This window comes from Cypionkella psychrotolerans, from assembly GCF_001294535.1.
Classification (GTDB): domain Bacteria; phylum Pseudomonadota; class Alphaproteobacteria; order Rhodobacterales; family Rhodobacteraceae; genus Cypionkella; species Cypionkella psychrotolerans.
On the sequence record NZ_LGIC01000086.1, the window covers coordinates 42,902 to 56,874 of the forward strand.

Annotated in this window: 17 protein-coding genes; 6 read left to right on the forward strand and 11 right to left on the reverse strand. The window is 59.6% G+C overall.

Features of this window, described 5'->3' with window-relative positions; genetic code table 11:
• Positions 1-131 precede the first annotated feature (131 nt).
• The gene (locus tag AKV04_RS19875; RefSeq protein WP_054008147.1) at positions 132-1,019 is read left to right on the forward strand and encodes a hypothetical protein; all 888 of its coding nucleotides are present in this window, start codon (positions 132-134) and stop codon (positions 1,017-1,019) included.
• 49 nt (positions 1,020-1,068) lie between these two features.
• Positions 1,069-1,581, forward strand: a complete 513-nt coding sequence (locus tag AKV04_RS19880) for a hypothetical protein (protein ID WP_054008148.1) — start codon at positions 1,069-1,071, stop codon at positions 1,579-1,581.
• Here AKV04_RS19880 and AKV04_RS19885 read toward each other — a convergent pair whose 3' ends face one another.
• From AKV04_RS19885 to def (AKV04_RS19910), 6 genes are read right to left on the reverse strand one after another with little or no spacing between them, the layout of a single operon-like run.
• A complete protein-coding gene (locus AKV04_RS19885) occupies positions 1,582-1,818 on the reverse strand; it encodes a GlsB/YeaQ/YmgE family stress response membrane protein (protein ID WP_054008149.1) in 237 nt (78 codons plus the stop codon).
• 24 nt (positions 1,819-1,842) lie between these two features.
• Complete coding sequence (locus AKV04_RS19890) at positions 1,843-2,310, reverse strand: EVE domain-containing protein (protein ID WP_082351761.1); 468 nt, start codon at positions 2,308-2,310, stop codon at positions 1,843-1,845.
• 57 nt (positions 2,311-2,367) lie between these two features.
• The gene (gene fmt / locus AKV04_RS19895; RefSeq protein WP_054008150.1) at positions 2,368-3,261 is read right to left on the reverse strand and encodes a methionyl-tRNA formyltransferase; all 894 of its coding nucleotides are present in this window, start codon (positions 3,259-3,261) and stop codon (positions 2,368-2,370) included.
• Positions 3,258-3,761 (reverse strand): peptide deformylase, encoded by a 504-nt coding sequence (def, locus tag AKV04_RS19900; protein WP_054008151.1) that lies wholly within the window; start codon positions 3,759-3,761, stop codon positions 3,258-3,260. The genes fmt and def (AKV04_RS19900) overlap by 4 nt, the downstream gene beginning before the upstream one ends.
• Complete coding sequence (def, locus tag AKV04_RS19905) at positions 3,758-4,240, reverse strand: peptide deformylase (RefSeq protein ID WP_054008152.1); 483 nt, start codon at positions 4,238-4,240, stop codon at positions 3,758-3,760. Before def (AKV04_RS19905) ends, def (AKV04_RS19900) begins: the two co-directional genes overlap by 4 nt.
• On the reverse strand, positions 4,240-4,764 hold the full coding sequence (def, locus tag AKV04_RS19910) for a peptide deformylase (protein ID WP_054008153.1): 525 nt from the start codon (positions 4,762-4,764) through the stop codon (positions 4,240-4,242). Before def (AKV04_RS19910) ends, def (AKV04_RS19905) begins: the two co-directional genes overlap by 1 nt.
• 206 nt (positions 4,765-4,970) lie before the next feature.
• Here def (AKV04_RS19910) and AKV04_RS19915 point away from each other — a divergent pair, with 206 nt between their 5' ends.
• A complete protein-coding gene (locus AKV04_RS19915) occupies positions 4,971-6,140 on the forward strand; it encodes a MalY/PatB family protein (protein WP_054008154.1) in 1,170 nt (389 codons plus the stop codon).
• A 45-nt stretch (positions 6,141-6,185) separates the two neighbouring features.
• Here the strand turns inward: AKV04_RS19915 and AKV04_RS19920 are convergent, their stop codons facing one another.
• Complete coding sequence (locus AKV04_RS19920) at positions 6,186-6,536, reverse strand: hypothetical protein (protein ID WP_054008500.1); 351 nt, start codon at positions 6,534-6,536, stop codon at positions 6,186-6,188.
• Positions 6,537-6,712: 176 nt separating this feature from the next.
• Between AKV04_RS19920 and AKV04_RS19925 the strand changes: the two genes are divergently transcribed.
• A complete protein-coding gene (locus AKV04_RS19925) occupies positions 6,713-7,249 on the forward strand; it encodes an MOSC domain-containing protein (RefSeq protein WP_054008501.1) in 537 nt (178 codons plus the stop codon).
• Between the two features lie 9 nt (positions 7,250-7,258).
• Here AKV04_RS19925 and AKV04_RS19930 read toward each other — a convergent pair whose 3' ends face one another.
• Both AKV04_RS19930 and smc read right to left on the reverse strand, forming a co-directional pair.
• A complete protein-coding gene (locus tag AKV04_RS19930) occupies positions 7,259-7,600 on the reverse strand; it encodes a hypothetical protein (RefSeq protein ID WP_054008155.1) in 342 nt (113 codons plus the stop codon).
• Positions 7,600-11,055 (reverse strand): chromosome segregation protein SMC, encoded by a 3,456-nt coding sequence (gene smc, locus AKV04_RS19935; RefSeq protein ID WP_054008156.1) that lies wholly within the window; start codon positions 11,053-11,055, stop codon positions 7,600-7,602. The genes AKV04_RS19930 and smc overlap by 1 nt, the downstream gene beginning before the upstream one ends.
• 184 nt (positions 11,056-11,239) lie before the next feature.
• On the opposite strand from smc, the gene AKV04_RS19940 reads away from it, so the two are divergent.
• Both AKV04_RS19940 and AKV04_RS19945 read left to right on the forward strand, forming a co-directional pair.
• Positions 11,240-11,626, forward strand: coding sequence for a GFA family protein (locus tag AKV04_RS19940; RefSeq protein ID WP_054008157.1), 387 nt, complete (start codon positions 11,240-11,242; stop codon positions 11,624-11,626).
• Positions 11,623-12,081 (forward strand): GNAT family N-acetyltransferase, encoded by a 459-nt coding sequence (locus AKV04_RS19945; protein ID WP_054008158.1) that lies wholly within the window; start codon positions 11,623-11,625, stop codon positions 12,079-12,081. The genes AKV04_RS19940 and AKV04_RS19945 overlap by 4 nt, the downstream gene beginning before the upstream one ends.
• On the opposite strand, the gene AKV04_RS19950 is transcribed toward AKV04_RS19945, so the two are convergent.
• Both AKV04_RS19950 and AKV04_RS19955 read right to left on the reverse strand, forming a co-directional pair.
• A complete protein-coding gene (locus AKV04_RS19950; RefSeq protein WP_054008159.1) occupies positions 12,078-12,560 on the reverse strand; it encodes an RNA pyrophosphohydrolase in 483 nt (160 codons plus the stop codon). The genes AKV04_RS19945 and AKV04_RS19950 overlap by 4 nt on opposite strands.
• Positions 12,561-12,624: 64 nt before the next feature.
• Complete coding sequence (locus tag AKV04_RS19955; protein WP_054008160.1) at positions 12,625-13,971, reverse strand: S41 family peptidase; 1,347 nt, start codon at positions 13,969-13,971, stop codon at positions 12,625-12,627.
• Between the last annotated feature and the right edge of the window lie 2 nt (positions 13,972-13,973).

A 13,973-nucleotide genomic window follows, 5' to 3' on the forward strand; every position in this document is an offset into this window, starting at 1 on the left:
AGACAATTGTTTCCATCTTAGCAACGAAACCCGAGGAATTTGCAGCAAAACTCAGCTCAAACGCGTGACTTTGCGATGTGATGCGGCTTAATCTGCCAAAACCGTCGCATTCTCACCCGCAGAGCAGGTATATGACCCCGAAACTGACCGTATTTTTCATCGTTGAGCCACCCGACTATGAGGTGATGGCATGTTATCTTGCGGCGTCACTGCGCGAACAGTTTGGCGATCAGATCGCGCTGGTCGGCTATTGCCCTGATGTTAAGCTTGATCAAGTCTCGCCGAATGTCAAAGAAGTGCTGCGCCGGATGGGTTGCGAGGTGCGCCCCTTCGTGGTCGAGGGGCGATTTTCCCCGGCCTATCCGCATGGCAACAAAATCCTCGCTACGATGGAACCGCGCGATACCGAGTTTTCGGCGTTCTTCGACAGCGATATTCTTTGCCTGCGCCCGAACCGGGTTGAGAATATCACCCTAGCGGGATCGGTTTCTCTGACGCCCGCAGCTTCGATGAACTGGGGGAAAACCGACGATTGGAACCTGATCTATTCGGTTTGCGGCATGGCAATTCCAGAGGAGCGTATCAAATTGATGCGACAATCCGGGGAGCGTCAGCGCATACCGTATTTTAGTTCTGGTTTGTTCAGCTTCCCCGAACAACATCGCAGTCCAGATGGCCGCAGTTTTCCGCAGGTCTGGATGGACATCGCGCAGACCATCGACGCGCATCCCGATGTGCCGGGAAAGCGGCCCTATCTTGACCAAATCTCGATGCCGCTCGCGATCCAGCAATCGGGGTTGAAATGGAATATTCTACCAGAAGAACAACACTTTATCCTTGGCGGAAAGCTACGAGGTGACGCCCTTCCTGAGGATCGTGAGATTTTCACGGTGCATTATCGCCAGTTGAAGGTCCTGAAGGAAACCGGATTGACCGCGACAAGCCGGAAGATGTTGAAGCGACAAGCTGGGGTGAAGCGGATCGACAAAGCGGGGGAAGACCCGAACGATGATGAATAGCCATTCGCGTTTCACTTGCAATTCATGATGTCTGAGTCATATTGAGATTATGGCACGCACAAAGCTGATATCGGACCGAGATGTTTTCCAGCAGGTACTGACCCTGTTGCTGCAAAATGGCGAAAAGGCGGTGACGTTTTCGACAGTTTCTGCGGCGACCGGGCTTGCGCCAACCACTTTGGTGCAACGTTTTGGCAGTTGCAATGAGATGATCTTAAGCGCGATTGCTCAAGCTTGGCAGGAGTTAGATGGCTTGGTTGAAGCCGCAACTCTGGATGCCGCAGCCTTAAACAAAGGTCTGCCGGGCCTGCTGAAATCACTTGTCGGTCCGATTGATCCGGGCGCGTTGCTGACGCTGAGCTTGCGCGATCCGGACCTGATCGGGCGTGCAAAAGCGTGGCGCTATAAGGTTGAGCAGGCGATTGCAGCGCGTCTGGACGTCAGCGCCAAGGCGAAAGAAACGGCGGCGCTGATCTTTGCGGCGTGGCAGGGTCGGATGTTGTGGGATGCAGGCGGCGGCAAGGGCTTTCGGTTGGGCGAGGCGATCAAGCGACTTGGCTAACTATTTCACGATATAGGTTTTATAAAGCCATATCAGCACGATAGCGACAAGGATCGCCCCAACAAACCCTGCCAACCAGCCGGTGATCACCACCAGACTGCGCAACAAAAATCCACCAATCAATGCGCCTGCGATGCCAATCACCACCGTCGTCGGCACATCCGCATCAATACGCATCATCCGGGTTGCCAAAAAACCAGCAGCCGTTCCGATGATCAGCAAGAACACCAAACCCATACCCGCCTCCTTCGCCCATACCGTCTATATGGGGACGATTGGCGAAAATGGAATGGCTTGTTCTGCCGGAACCATCGCACGGGCGATCTGCACAAAATCCGCGCGGCTGCACGCGACCAGACCATAGCGAAACACCATGCCCCAACTCGGCTGGTTGCGCGTCAGTTCCAGATGACCGAGCAGCGGACGAATGGGCTGGATCTTTGCGGCAGGTTGCCACTGCACACCGCGTCGCCACGCCACAAAGCCGCCCGGCATCTCATAGGGATAGGGCATATCACCCGTCACCCGGCCGATCGCTGTGAATGCCATCAGGCTTTCGCCGCCATGAAATTTGGTTCTGGGGGAATAGATCACCACGCCATCAGCGGTCGCCATCCGTCGCAGAGGTGCCGATTTACCATGACAGGCCTGAACGATCCCCCAGTTCATACCATTTTCAGCATGATCCGCCGAGACTGTGACGATCCAGAATTTTTGTTCATGATCCATAGCAAGCTCCCCTGTCTCGCCAGCATAAACCAAGGCTCCCGCCAGTTTCTGTCAGGATCAGGTGAGCGTTTCGGGCATTTTTAGCCCATTCAGGATGTCAGCTGCCGACATCGGTCGTTTGCCCTCGCGCTGCGCCAGAGTGATTTCGACGGCTCCATCACCGCAAGCGATCCGCAGCCGGTCCAGCACCTGCCCAGCTCCGCCCGAACCTGTGGTGAGGCGTGAGCGCAGCAGCTTGATCCGCTCGCCATTGATCTCACACCAAGCGCCGGGGAACGGCGACAGACCGCGGATTTGGCGATCAACCATTGCGGCGGGCTTAGACCAATCAACCCGTGCTTCGGCCTTGTCGATCTTGGTCGCGTATGTGACTCCCTGTTCGGATTGCGGGATGCCCTGCAGGGGCAGCTGATCAATCGCGGCTTCAATCAGCTTGGCTCCGATCATTGACAGGCGATCATGCAGATCTGCGGTCGTCTCCTCTGTACCGATTGCGGTTGCTTCGCGCGCGAGAACAGGGCCTGTGTCAAGACCAGCCTCCATCTGCATGATGCAAACCCCGGTCTCGGTGTCACCTGCCATAATTGCGCGGTGAATAGGGGCGGCCCCGCGCCAGCGTGGTAGCAGTGAGGCATGGATATTCAGACAACCAAGGCGCGGCTGATCGAGTACAGTTTGCGGCAGGATCAGCCCATAAGCGACAACGACGGCGAGGTCCGCATCTAACGCGGCAAAGGCCTGTTGCGCCTCGGCAGAGCGCAACGATACGGGGTGGAAAACCGGCAGCCCCAAGGCTTCGGCGCATTGCTGCACTGGGCTCGCACGGTCGGCTTTGCCACGTCCAGCAGGTCTGGGTGGCTGGCAATATACCGCAATGATTTGATGGTGTAGGTATAGTGCCTTTAGGATCGGCACGGAGAACTCTGGTGTGCCCATGAAGATGATTTTCATGAGCGTTTCCGCAGCTTTTCGGCCCGCGCGATCAGCATTTTGCGCTTCACTACGGAGAGGTGGTCAAAGAACATTTTGCCCGCCAAATGGTCGATCTGATGCTGCACCGAAGTCGCCCAAAGGTTGACGAAATCACGAACTTCCAGCTGATTTTCCGCGTTGAGAAACCGCACCGTCACGGCGCGCGGGCGGCGCACAACAGCCGATACACCGGGCAGATTTGGCGAGGCTTCTTCATGCTCACGGAATTGTCCTGAGGCGTGTAAAATTTGCGGGTTTGCCATCAGAATGGCCTGGCCACGCTGCTCGGAACAATCAACCACGGCCAAGCTGTGCGGCATGCCAATCTGCACCGCAGCCAGCCCGTAACCGGGCATCGTATCCATCGTATCCACCATATCGGCCCAGATCGCGCGGATCTCATCGGTGATCTCGGCGACGGGATGGGCTGGTGTGCGCAGGCAGGGATGCGGGTATGGTAGGCAGGCTCGAGCCGTCATGTCAGGGCACTTTCAGCTAAGGCGCGGGCGGCTGGATCGAGGTGATCCAGCGTTAAAACACCGTTCAGATGGTCCAGCTCATGCTGAGCACAGATCGCCGCAAAGCCTATGAACGTTTCTTCACAAACGACATCGGCAAGGTCAAGCCAGCGCATCCGCACCGAAGTTGGTCGTGAAATTTGGCTGGTGATGCCCGGCAAAGACAGACAACCTTCGGGCCCAATTGTAGTTTCCGGCGAGGTCCAGAGCCGTTCCGGATTAATGAGAACACGCGGGGCGTAGGTGCCGTCTTTCCATGTGCTATCCATCACGAAAAGCCGCAGTAATACTCCGACTTGCGGTGCCGCCAGCCCACGACCGGGTGCGGCATACATGGTTTCCAACATATCAGCAGCCAAAGCCGATACATCGCCGTTAATTTCTGAACAAACAGTCGTTAACCGTGCATCTGGCCAGCAAATGATTGGCAGCACCGCCATCAGTACTCCGAACCTGACCGCGCGCGTTCTCTTTTCAACTTTTCCATCTTACGGGTGATCATCTGTCGCTTCAGCGGACCAAGATAGTCAATGAACAGTTTGCCATTCAGGTGATCAATTTCGTGCTGCACACAGGTTGCCCATAGGCCGGTAAACAACCGTTCCTGCGGGACGCCATCAAGGTCCATCCAGCCGACTTTCACCGAACTCGGTCGCTTCACCTCGGCATATTGATCGGGGATCGACAGACAGCCTTCCTCGTAACTGCCAAGGTCTTCCGACGACCATAAAACCTGCGGATTGAGCAGCGCCATCGGCTCGGGCGGGCCATCTTTGATGCAATCCATCACAATCAGACGCTTCATCACGCCAATTTGCGGTGCGGCCAAACCAATTCCCGGCGCCTCATACATGGTTTCAAACATGTCCGACGCAAGCGCAGAAATCTCGGCACTCACCGCTGCGATTGGCTCGCAGGGCTTCTTCAGACGCGGATCGGGATGGATCAGGATATCGCGGATCATCTTTGGGATTTACGGCGCGGGGGCAAATCGTGCAAGAGGGCGGTGGGGATTCATTGAAAATGGCATCCAAGCCTATGCAGTGGTAATTTTTCCCGATAAATTATGATTTATTGGCATATATTTCCGATTTATACCAACAAGTAGGGATGATTTTCTGATTAGTTTAATTTAACTAGAACGAAATACCGAAACGCAGCAGGATAGCCATGACCTTCGACACCCCAATCAATCGCTTTGGAACACATTCTGTCAAATGGGATTCGATGGAGGCCTTCTACGGCGTGCCGGCCAAGGACGGCATCGCCATGTGGGTGGCGGATATGGATTTCCGTCCGCCGACCTGCGTGCAAACGGCCCTCGAAGGCATGATGGCGCATGGCGTCTACGGATATTACGGTGATGATGCAGCCTATCTTGATGCGATTCGCTGGTGGATGCAGACCCGGCACGGCTGGTCGGTGGAGCGGGATCAGATTTTCACCACGCATGGATTGGTGAATGGCACCGCGATGTGCGTCGATGCCTTTACAAAACCGGGCGACGGCGTGGTGCTGTTCACCCCGATTTATCACGCCTTCGCGCGGGTGATCAAAGGCGCGGGGCGGCAGGTGGTTGAGTGCAAGCTCGCCAATGTGAACGGGCGTTATGAAATGGATTTCGCCGCCTGGGATGCCCAGATGACCGGCGCTGAAACCATGCTGATCTTGTGCTCGCCGCATAATCCGGGCGGGCGGGTTTGGACTTTGGCCGAATTGCAAGGCGTGGCGAACTTTTGTATTCGCCACAACTTGTTGTTGGTGTCGGATGAGATTCACCATGATCTTGTGATGCCGGGGCAGAAACACACGGTGATGACAGCAATACCGGAGATAAGTGAACGTTTGGTCATGATGACGGCGACCACTAAGACCTTCAACATCGCGGGCGCACATTCTGGCAACGTGATCATCGCAGACCCGAAACTGCGCGCCCGCTTTGCCGAGCGGATGAACGCGATGGGGATCTCGCCTAACTCGTTCGGGATGTTCATGGCGACGGCCGCCTACTCGCCCGAAGGTGCGGCCTGGGTGGACGAACTTTGTGCTTACCTTGACGGCAATGCCAAGATTTTCAACGAGGGTATTAACCAGATCCCCGGCCTGAATTCGATGCCGCTGGAGGCGACCTATCTGGCTTGGGTGGATTTTGCCGGCACCGGCATGGCGCAATCTGAATTCATTGATCGGGTGCAAAAGCAGGCAAAAATCGCCAGCAATCATGGCACGCCCTTCGGTGCCGGCGGTGAGTCGTTTCTGCGCTTTAACCTCGCCACCCCGCGCGCGGTGGTGGTTGAGGCGGTGCAGCGGTTGCAAGCGGCCTTTGCCGATCTGCAATAGCGGAACTGTCACGCAAAGGGTGCGGCGGCTGCGCCGCACCAGACCTCAGGCCCTTGGCAGCAGGGCCACGGGTGCGTTTTCCTCGCGATAGTAATCCAGTGGGGCGCGATCTGACACCAAGGTCATTCTCTTGAAATCGCAGACTAAATCACCATTCTCGACCAGTGAAGCCACGATCAGGCATTGGAAAATATGCCGCGAGCCATCGTAGACATCGACCAGACCGCGCAGATGCGGGGTGAGGGCTGCATCCAAGGCGAAACCGTCATGCCAGAAGCGCGTAACCGGAAATACCGCCTCGCCGACCTGCACGCGCAGGCGCGATTTCCGGGCAAACTCACGTTTGCGGGCTGCATCCAACCCGTCCCGAATATCCTGCGGCAAGAACTCCAGCATCATCGCCTCCATCACTGCTGTTAAGATTGCCTGCGAACTGCTTAATTTTGTGACACGCTGAGAATACGATGTAGAAATGCCCCGCTTACGTTGCGAAAATGTCGCAAACGGCAGGCCGATAGGACGAAAAGAGCCCTACACGCGGGACTTCGGGGCGCAGAGATATGGAGCATCGCATGATTACTTTGACCGAATTGCAGGATGCTCTGCCGCACGTGCAGGCGGCACCGAAGACCGATGCCCCGATTCGCGGCCTTTGTCTGCGGCCTGCGCTTGGCCAGCGGACTTTTCCGGATCGGATCCGCATGACCAAAGCCGATGGCATTCCGGGCGAACGCTGGATGACGACGCCCTGGATGCGGATGGCGGATGGCAGCCCCGATCCGCGGATTCAGGTCTCGATTCTGCAAAGCCGGGTGATGGATCTGGTCTGGCAGGACCGCAACCAGCCGCATCCGGGCGATCCGATTGTGGCGGATCTGGAGATGTCAGAGGCCAATCTGCCGGTTGGGACGCTTATTCGGGCGGGCACGGCGGTGCTGCGGGTCTCGGATGTGTGGAACGATTCTTGCGCGAAGTGGAAGGTGCGCTACGGCACCGATGCCTATGATTGGGTGCGCGCCAGCCCGACCCTGCGGTTGCGCGGGATTCTGTGTTCGGTTGAGGTCGATGGCGAGGTGGCTTTGGGGGATCGTTTGCAGGTGCTGCGTTAACCTTTAGCGCTACATGCCCTCATCGCGTTGGCGGGTGGCGCGCCGCCATGCGACACATTGAGCGACCATGGCGCGGGTCAGATCGGCCCAAAGTGTGAGGTTTTCTGGGGTTGCGCGGAGGGTAATCCGGGTCTCGCCTTGGTAAATATCCATCGGTGCATCGGGGTGCTGGGCGGTCCATTGCGCGATTTGCGCAGGCGTTGCGCGCAGCGGCCACGCCTGCGCAAACAGCCAATCGCGACCGCTCTGCGTGGCGGTAAATTCGGGAAACGTCGGGTCGCTGCGGGCGTAAATCACGCCGTCCACCACCTCTACCCCGGTAAAACCAGCCTCGCGCAGCAGCTGTTCCATCAGGCGACCAATGCCTCGGCACGCTTCAGATCGACCGAAACCAACTGGCTAACACCTTGTTCTGCCATGGTAACACCAAATAAGCGGTCCATCCGCGCCATCGTCACCGCATGGTGGGTGATGATCAGGAAGCGGGTTTCGGTGCGCCGCGTCATCTCATCCAGCAGATCGCAGAACCGGGTGACATTGGCGTCGTCCAACGGCGCGTCAACCTCATCGAGCACGCAGATCGGCGCGGGATTGGCGAGGAAGACGCCGAATATCAGGGCCAAAGCGGTCAAGGTTTGCTCGCCCCCCGACAGCAGCGACAGGGTAGCGAGTTTCTTGCCGGGCGGTTGGCACATAATCTCCAGCCCAGCCTCTAGTGGGTCGTCGGATTCAACCAGAACCAGCCGCGCTTCACCGCCATTGAACAGATGGGTGAACAAAGTCGCGAAGTTGGCGTTAACCTGTTCGAACGCGGTCAGCAGGCGTTCGCGGCCTTCACGGTTCAGGCCCGCGATGCCAGAGCGCAGTTTTTTGATCGCTTCTTCGAGGTCAATTTTTTCCTGCGCCAGCGCGTCGTATTCATCGGAAACCGATTTCGCATCTTCTTCGGCGCGCAGGTTGACCGCGCCCAAAGCCTCGCGTTGCCGCTTCAGGCGTTGCACGTCGGTATCCAAAATCTCGGCATCCGGCATCTTGTCGGGGTCGACTTTCAGCGTGTCGAGAAGCTGATCGGGGGTAGCGCCCTGTTCTTCTGCGATACGTTCGGCGGCAAGGTTAACGGTTTCACGCGCGGCTTCGGTGCGCGCCTCGGCGCGGGCGCGGGCTTCGCGGGCGTCCCCTGACAACCGCTCGCCCTCGCGTTCGGTGTCGCGGGCGCTGCGCAGGGCGGCCTCGGCACTGGACAACGCATCGGCGGCCACCGCGCGACGCACCTCGGCCTCGGTGATCGCATCGCTGAGTTCTTCACGCTTGATGGCGATTTCTTCCGGCGCGGCAGAGGCCTCTGACAGCTCCTCTTGCGTCTCGGCTTTGCGTTCGGCCAACTCCGCGATGCGCTTCGCCGCTGTGTCCAGCCGATGTTTCCAGCCTGACAGTTCCTTCACCGCTTCCTGACGCCGACGCACGCGCGCCTCGCCTTCGCGGCGCAACTCATCATGAGCAGAGCGGCGCGACATCATGGTGATGCGGGCGGCCTCCACCGCCAGCTTGGCGGCCTCGACGCCCTCACGAGCGGTGTCGAGATCGGGCAGGTCTTCCTCGGCAGCCACCGCGGATTCCAACCGTTCGCGCGCCTCAGCGACCTCACCTTCATAGCGATCCACTGACAGGCGGGCGGCGTCTAGCTTACCGCCAGAAATGGATTTGTCGGCTTCGGCGCGGGCGGCCATGCGGTTGGCCTCGGACACCCGGGTATCGGCGGTGCGGCGGGCATCACGGGCGGTCTGGTCGGCACGGGCGAGGTCGGCGAGGCGAGTTTGCAGCAGGGCGTGGGCCTGCGATGCCCCTTCCGCACGCGCAGCAACTTCCTCCAGATCGCGTTTCAAGGCGGTCAACCGGTTCAGCTGTTGCAGGCGCAAAGCGGCGGCGGAGGGCGCATCTTCGGCTCCCGCTCGAAAGCCATCCCAGCGCCAGAGGTCACCTTCGCGGGAAACGAGGCGCTGGCCCGGTTGCAGATCGGCTTGCAAACGCGGGCCGTCGGCGCGGTTCACAAGGCCGATTTGCCCCATACGACGGGCGAGAACATCAGGGGCCTGCACATGGTTTGACAGCGGCGCACTGCCCACGGGCAGGCTTTGCGGCGTGGCGTAATCGGGCAGAGCAACCCAGCCCGAGGGTTTATCGGCCGCCACTTCCGGTGCGCGCAGATCATCTGCCAAAGCCGCCCCGATGGCCTTTTCCAAGCCCGCTTCGACCACCAGCAGATCGAGCAGTTGATGCCCCGCTTGTGCTTCGCGCTGCACCAGACGAGTCAGGGCCGCAACTTCAGCGCGCAGAGCAGACGCCTCACCCTCGGCCTCGGAGCGCGCCGCACGGGCCTCGGCCTCGCGACCCTGCACCTCACCCCGCGCATCTTCGGCGGCAAGCAGAGCTTCCTCGGCAGCTTCAGCGGCTTCAGCGGCGGAAACCTGCGATTCCTCCGCCGCTTCAAAGGCTTCCGTGGCTGCTTCCAACGCGGCTTCTGCCGCCAGAACCGCCTCTGCCGCCCGCGCGGCCTCGTGTTCGGCCTTCTGCACCGTGGCTTTGCTGTCCGCCAACATCCGCTGTATCGACTGATGCCGCGCCGCCAACCGCGCAGCATCCTCGGTGGCCTGAGACAAAACGCCTTCGCGGTCGGTCAGAATCGCCGAAGCCTCGCGCGCCACCTCAGCGGCTTCGGTCAGCCGATCCTCATGGCCGTCATGCACGCGCAAAAGCTGCTCGATTTCCCAGTCCAGCCGCCCGATCGTCTCACCTGCGTCGCGGTTCAGGCTGGATTCGCGCTCGGCATCGCGGTCAAGTTCGGCGATGCGGCCTCGCAGCGTTTCGATCATCGCGCGGGCGCGGGCCTCTTGGTCGCCCAACTGGTCGCGCTGCACCATAAGCCGTTGCAGGATGGCGGCGGCAATCGCCTCCTCCTCACGCAACGGCGGCAGCGCATCCTCGGCGGCCTCGCGCTGCTTGGCGGCCAGACGCGCGGCGGCCTCGGCTTGGGCAGCTTGGGTCAAGCGCTGGCGCAGCAGGCCATCGGCCTCGGCGCGGGCGAGTTCAGCCTCACGCCAGCGGCGGTAGAGCAGTTGGCCTTCGGCGCGGCGCAGTTCTTCGCCGATCTCGCGATAGCGCGCGGCCTGTTTGGCCTGGCGGGTCAGCTGCGACAACTGCTGGGCCATCGATTCCAGTACGTCATCGACACGCAGAAGATTGGCTTCTGCACCGGCCAGCTTCAGTTCCGCCTCATGCCTGCGGGCATAAAGGCCCGAGATTCCAGCGGCTTCCTCCAGAATCCGCCGCCGGGCTTTCGGCTTGGCGTTGATCAGTTCAGAAATCTGCCCCTGCCGCACCAAAGCAGGCGAGTGGGACCCCGTCGAGGCATCAGCAAACAACATCTGCACGTCGCGCGCGCGCACTTCCTTGGTGTTCAGCTTATAGGCCGAGCCTGCATCGCGGGTGATCCGGCGGGTGATCTCAACCGTGTCGGCATCGTTGAAACCCGAGGGCGCGAGGCGGTCGGAATTGTCCAGCACCAGCGCCACTTCGGCAAAATGCCGCGCCCCCCGGGTGGCGGCACCATTGAAAATCACATCCTCCATCCCGCCGCCGCGCATCGCCGAGGGGCGGTTTTCGCCCATCACCCAGCGCATCGCTTCCAAGAGATTGGATTTGCCACAGCCGTTCGGGCCGACCACCCCGGTCAGCCCGTCGTGGATGACCAGATCGGTCGGGTCCACAAAACTTTTGAAGCCATTCAGCCGCAGCTTGGTAAAGCGCAAAGGCGTTTGTCCTGATTCCGTTGGAGGGGCAGTTTCGGGCCGGGGATGCTGCGTGTCAACTTGTGGCCGCTGGATATGGCATAGGATGGGCGCTTATCCCCAAGATATTGGTCGACGAGATCAACTCTGCGCCATTGACCCGTGCGCGGTGAGACGGAATAATTCATCGTGAAGGAGCCTGCCCATGACCCCGCCCTATTCCGGCCATTGCCTTTGCGGTGCCACGCGGTTTCGCTGCACCGCCGCGCCGTTGTGGCAAAGCCACTGTCATTGTGAAAGCTGCAGGCGGGCGTGTTCCTCGGCGTTCACCTCATTCTTTGGCGTGGCGCATGGGGCTTGGGCATGGACAGGGGCCGCGCCCGCCACCTATGCCTCATCGTCCGGCGTGTGGCGGGATTTCTGCGCGACCTGCGGCTCCCAAGTGGCCTATCGGTCGGATCGCTACCCGGGAGAGATTCATTTCTATGCCGCTTTGCTGGACGACCCCACGATCTATGCCGCTAAAAGCCACGTCCACACCGATGAGATGCTGCCGTGGCTGCATCTGGCCGATGGATTGCCGCGCAAATGACACCCTACCGTGCGACAGCGCCCTTTGATTGGGCCGCCATCCTGCGCCTGATCCGCGCTGAATTCGCCTATATGGAGGCGCGGATTGATCCGCCATCTTCGATGCAGCGGCTGACCGAAGCCGACATCGCCACAAAGGCCGAAAGCGGTGAGGTATGGGTGATCGGCAGCCCGCCCGTTGCCTGCATGTTCCTGACCTTGCAGGCGGAGTCGCTGTACCTTGGCAAGCTGGCGGTCAGTGCCAGCCAGCGTGGCAAGGGCTTGGCGCGGGCGTTGGTCGGTGTGGCTGAGGCGCGGGCGCGGGCTTTGGGGCTGGCGGCGGTGGAGTTGGAAACGCGAGTGGAACTTGTGGAGAACCACGCCATCTTTCAGGCCATGGGCTTTCAGGAAATCAACCGTACCGCCCATCCCGGCTATGTGCAGCCGACCTCGATCACCTTTCGCAAACCGGTTTAGGCCAGATAGGCGCGGAAGGCCTGCACGACTTCCTGATAAACCTTACGCTTGAACGGCACGATCGAGGCCACCATCTCCTCGGCACCGATCCAGCGCCATTTTGAGAATTCGGGATGGTCGGAAGCGATATTGACCTGCGCATCTGTCCCCAAAAACCGGAACAAGAACCACTTCTGCCGCTGGCCGCGAAACTTGCCGCCCCAGACTTTACCCAACAACTCGGGCGGCAGATCATAGGTCACCCAATGGTGGGTTTTGCCGACAAACTCCACCAGATCGGCGGTGACGCCGGTTTCTTCCCACAACTCACGCAAAGCCGCAGCACGAGGCTTTTCGCCATCGTCAATGCCACCCTGCGGCATCTGCCAAGCCGGCACCGGGTTGTCCAACCGCTGACCCGCAAAGATCAAGCCCTCGGCGTTGATCAACACAACGCCAACGCAGGGACGATACGGCAGGCTTTCAGGATCGACGGTCATATGCGCCTCAAATAAGAACTGCCGCGCCCAAAACCCAAGGCGCGGCAGTTGGTTAGCTTTGCACTTACGGCTTGGTCGCCACAGCGTTCAATCCGCGCAGAATATCCACCGCATAGGCCAGTTGATAATCCTCATCGCGCAGCTTGGCGGCTTCTTCGGTGCGCGCCCGCTCGTCTTCCAACAATTTTTTCTCATCGTCGGTCATCGAATCATTGGTGATAGCACCCCGCAAGCTGGCTTCGGTGCGCTGTTTGGTTTGATCCTCCGCCGCTTTCGCCTCGGTGCCTTCTGCCGCTGGATCAACGACAGGTTGGTTCACCACGATATCCGGCATCACGCCCAAAGATTGGATCGAGCGCCCCGACGGGGTGTAATACCGCGCCGTGGTCAGCCGCATCGCGCCCTCACCCTTCAGCGGGATCAGCGTTTGCACCGAGCCTTTGCCGAAGCTCTTGGTCCCCACCACAATCGCGCGGCGGTGATCTTGCAACGCACCTGCGACGATTTCCGAGGCCGAAGCCGAGCCACCGTTGATCAGCACCACAATCGGCTTGCCATCGGCCAGATCGCCCGGCGTTGCATTCTCGCGTGAGCTGTCTTGCGCATTGCGGCCACGGGTCGAGACGATCTCACCTTCGTTCAGAAACGCGTCTGAGGTCAGGATCGCCTGTTTCAGCAAACCGCCGGGGTTGTTGCGCAGATCAATCACGAAGCCTTTCAGCTTGTCCGCGCCGCCCGCTTCTTCGGTCAGCTTCTTGATACCGTCTTGGATGCCCGGATAGGTTTGATCGTTGAACGACGACACCCGCAGCACGCCGATATTGCCGACCAACCGCGCTTTCACCGCTGCGACTTTGATGGTGTCGCGGATGATGGAGACATCGAACGGCTCTTTCACGCCTTCACGCACCACGGTGATCACGATTTCTGACCCAATCGGGCCGCGCATCTTATCGACCGCCTCATCCAGCGTCAGGCCCTGCACCGCTTCGCCATCGACCGTGGTGATGAAATCACCCGGCTTGATGCCCGCTTTATCGGCAGGCGTGCCATCCATCGGCGACACGACCTTGATATAGCCTTCTTCCATCGTCACTTCGATGCCCAAGCCGCCGAACTCGCCCCGCGTTTGGGTGTTCATATCGTCAAACGCCTTGGCATCCATATAGCTGGAATGCGGGTCCAGCGAGGTGAGCATGCCGTTGATCGCCGCCTCGACGAGCTTTTTGCTGTCGACATCCTCGACATATTGCGCGCGGATCCGTTCAAACACATCGCCGAACAGATCCAGCTGTTCATAGACCGAGGCGTTTTTCGTCGCATCCTGCGCGATCAACGGGCCCGCCACCTGCGTTGTTATAACGCCGCCAGCAATCGAGCCGCACAGTGCCGCGATAATCATCTTCTTCATCG

Bases quoted from the DNA above. Each gene is read 5' to 3' on its own strand.
- AKV04_RS19920 (WP_054008500.1), bottom strand. From the start codon at position 6,536: ATGCTGGAGTTCTTGCCGCAGGATATTCGGGACGGGTTGGATGCAGCC.
- AKV04_RS19945 (WP_054008158.1), top strand. From the start codon at position 11,623: ATGACACCCTACCGTGCGACAGCGCCCTTTGATTGGGCCGCCATCCTG.
- def (WP_054008152.1), bottom strand. From the start codon at position 4,240: ATGGCGGTGCTGCCAATCATTTGCTGGCCAGATGCACGGTTAACGACT.
- AKV04_RS19890 (WP_082351761.1), bottom strand. From the start codon at position 2,310: ATGGATCATGAACAAAAATTCTGGATCGTCACAGTCTCGGCGGATCAT.
- def (WP_054008151.1), bottom strand. From the start codon at position 3,761: ATGACGGCTCGAGCCTGCCTACCATACCCGCATCCCTGCCTGCGCACA.
- AKV04_RS19955 (WP_054008160.1), bottom strand. From the start codon at position 13,971: ATGAAGAAGATGATTATCGCGGCACTGTGCGGCTCGATTGCTGGCGGC.
- AKV04_RS19880 (WP_054008148.1), top strand. From the start codon at position 1,069: ATGGCACGCACAAAGCTGATATCGGACCGAGATGTTTTCCAGCAGGTA.
- AKV04_RS19915 (WP_054008154.1), top strand. From the start codon at position 4,971: ATGACCTTCGACACCCCAATCAATCGCTTTGGAACACATTCTGTCAAA.
- AKV04_RS19930 (WP_054008155.1), bottom strand. From the start codon at position 7,600: ATGGAACAGCTGCTGCGCGAGGCTGGTTTTACCGGGGTAGAGGTGGTG.
- AKV04_RS19940 (WP_054008157.1), top strand. From the start codon at position 11,240: ATGACCCCGCCCTATTCCGGCCATTGCCTTTGCGGTGCCACGCGGTTT.
- AKV04_RS19885 (WP_054008149.1), bottom strand. From the start codon at position 1,818: ATGGGTTTGGTGTTCTTGCTGATCATCGGAACGGCTGCTGGTTTTTTG.
- def (WP_054008153.1), bottom strand. From the start codon at position 4,764: ATGATCCGCGATATCCTGATCCATCCCGATCCGCGTCTGAAGAAGCCC.
- fmt (WP_054008150.1), bottom strand. From the start codon at position 3,261: ATGAAAATCATCTTCATGGGCACACCAGAGTTCTCCGTGCCGATCCTA.
- AKV04_RS19875 (WP_054008147.1), top strand. From the start codon at position 132: ATGACCCCGAAACTGACCGTATTTTTCATCGTTGAGCCACCCGACTAT.
- AKV04_RS19925 (WP_054008501.1), top strand. From the start codon at position 6,713: ATGATTACTTTGACCGAATTGCAGGATGCTCTGCCGCACGTGCAGGCG.
- AKV04_RS19950 (WP_054008159.1), bottom strand. From the start codon at position 12,560: ATGACCGTCGATCCTGAAAGCCTGCCGTATCGTCCCTGCGTTGGCGTT.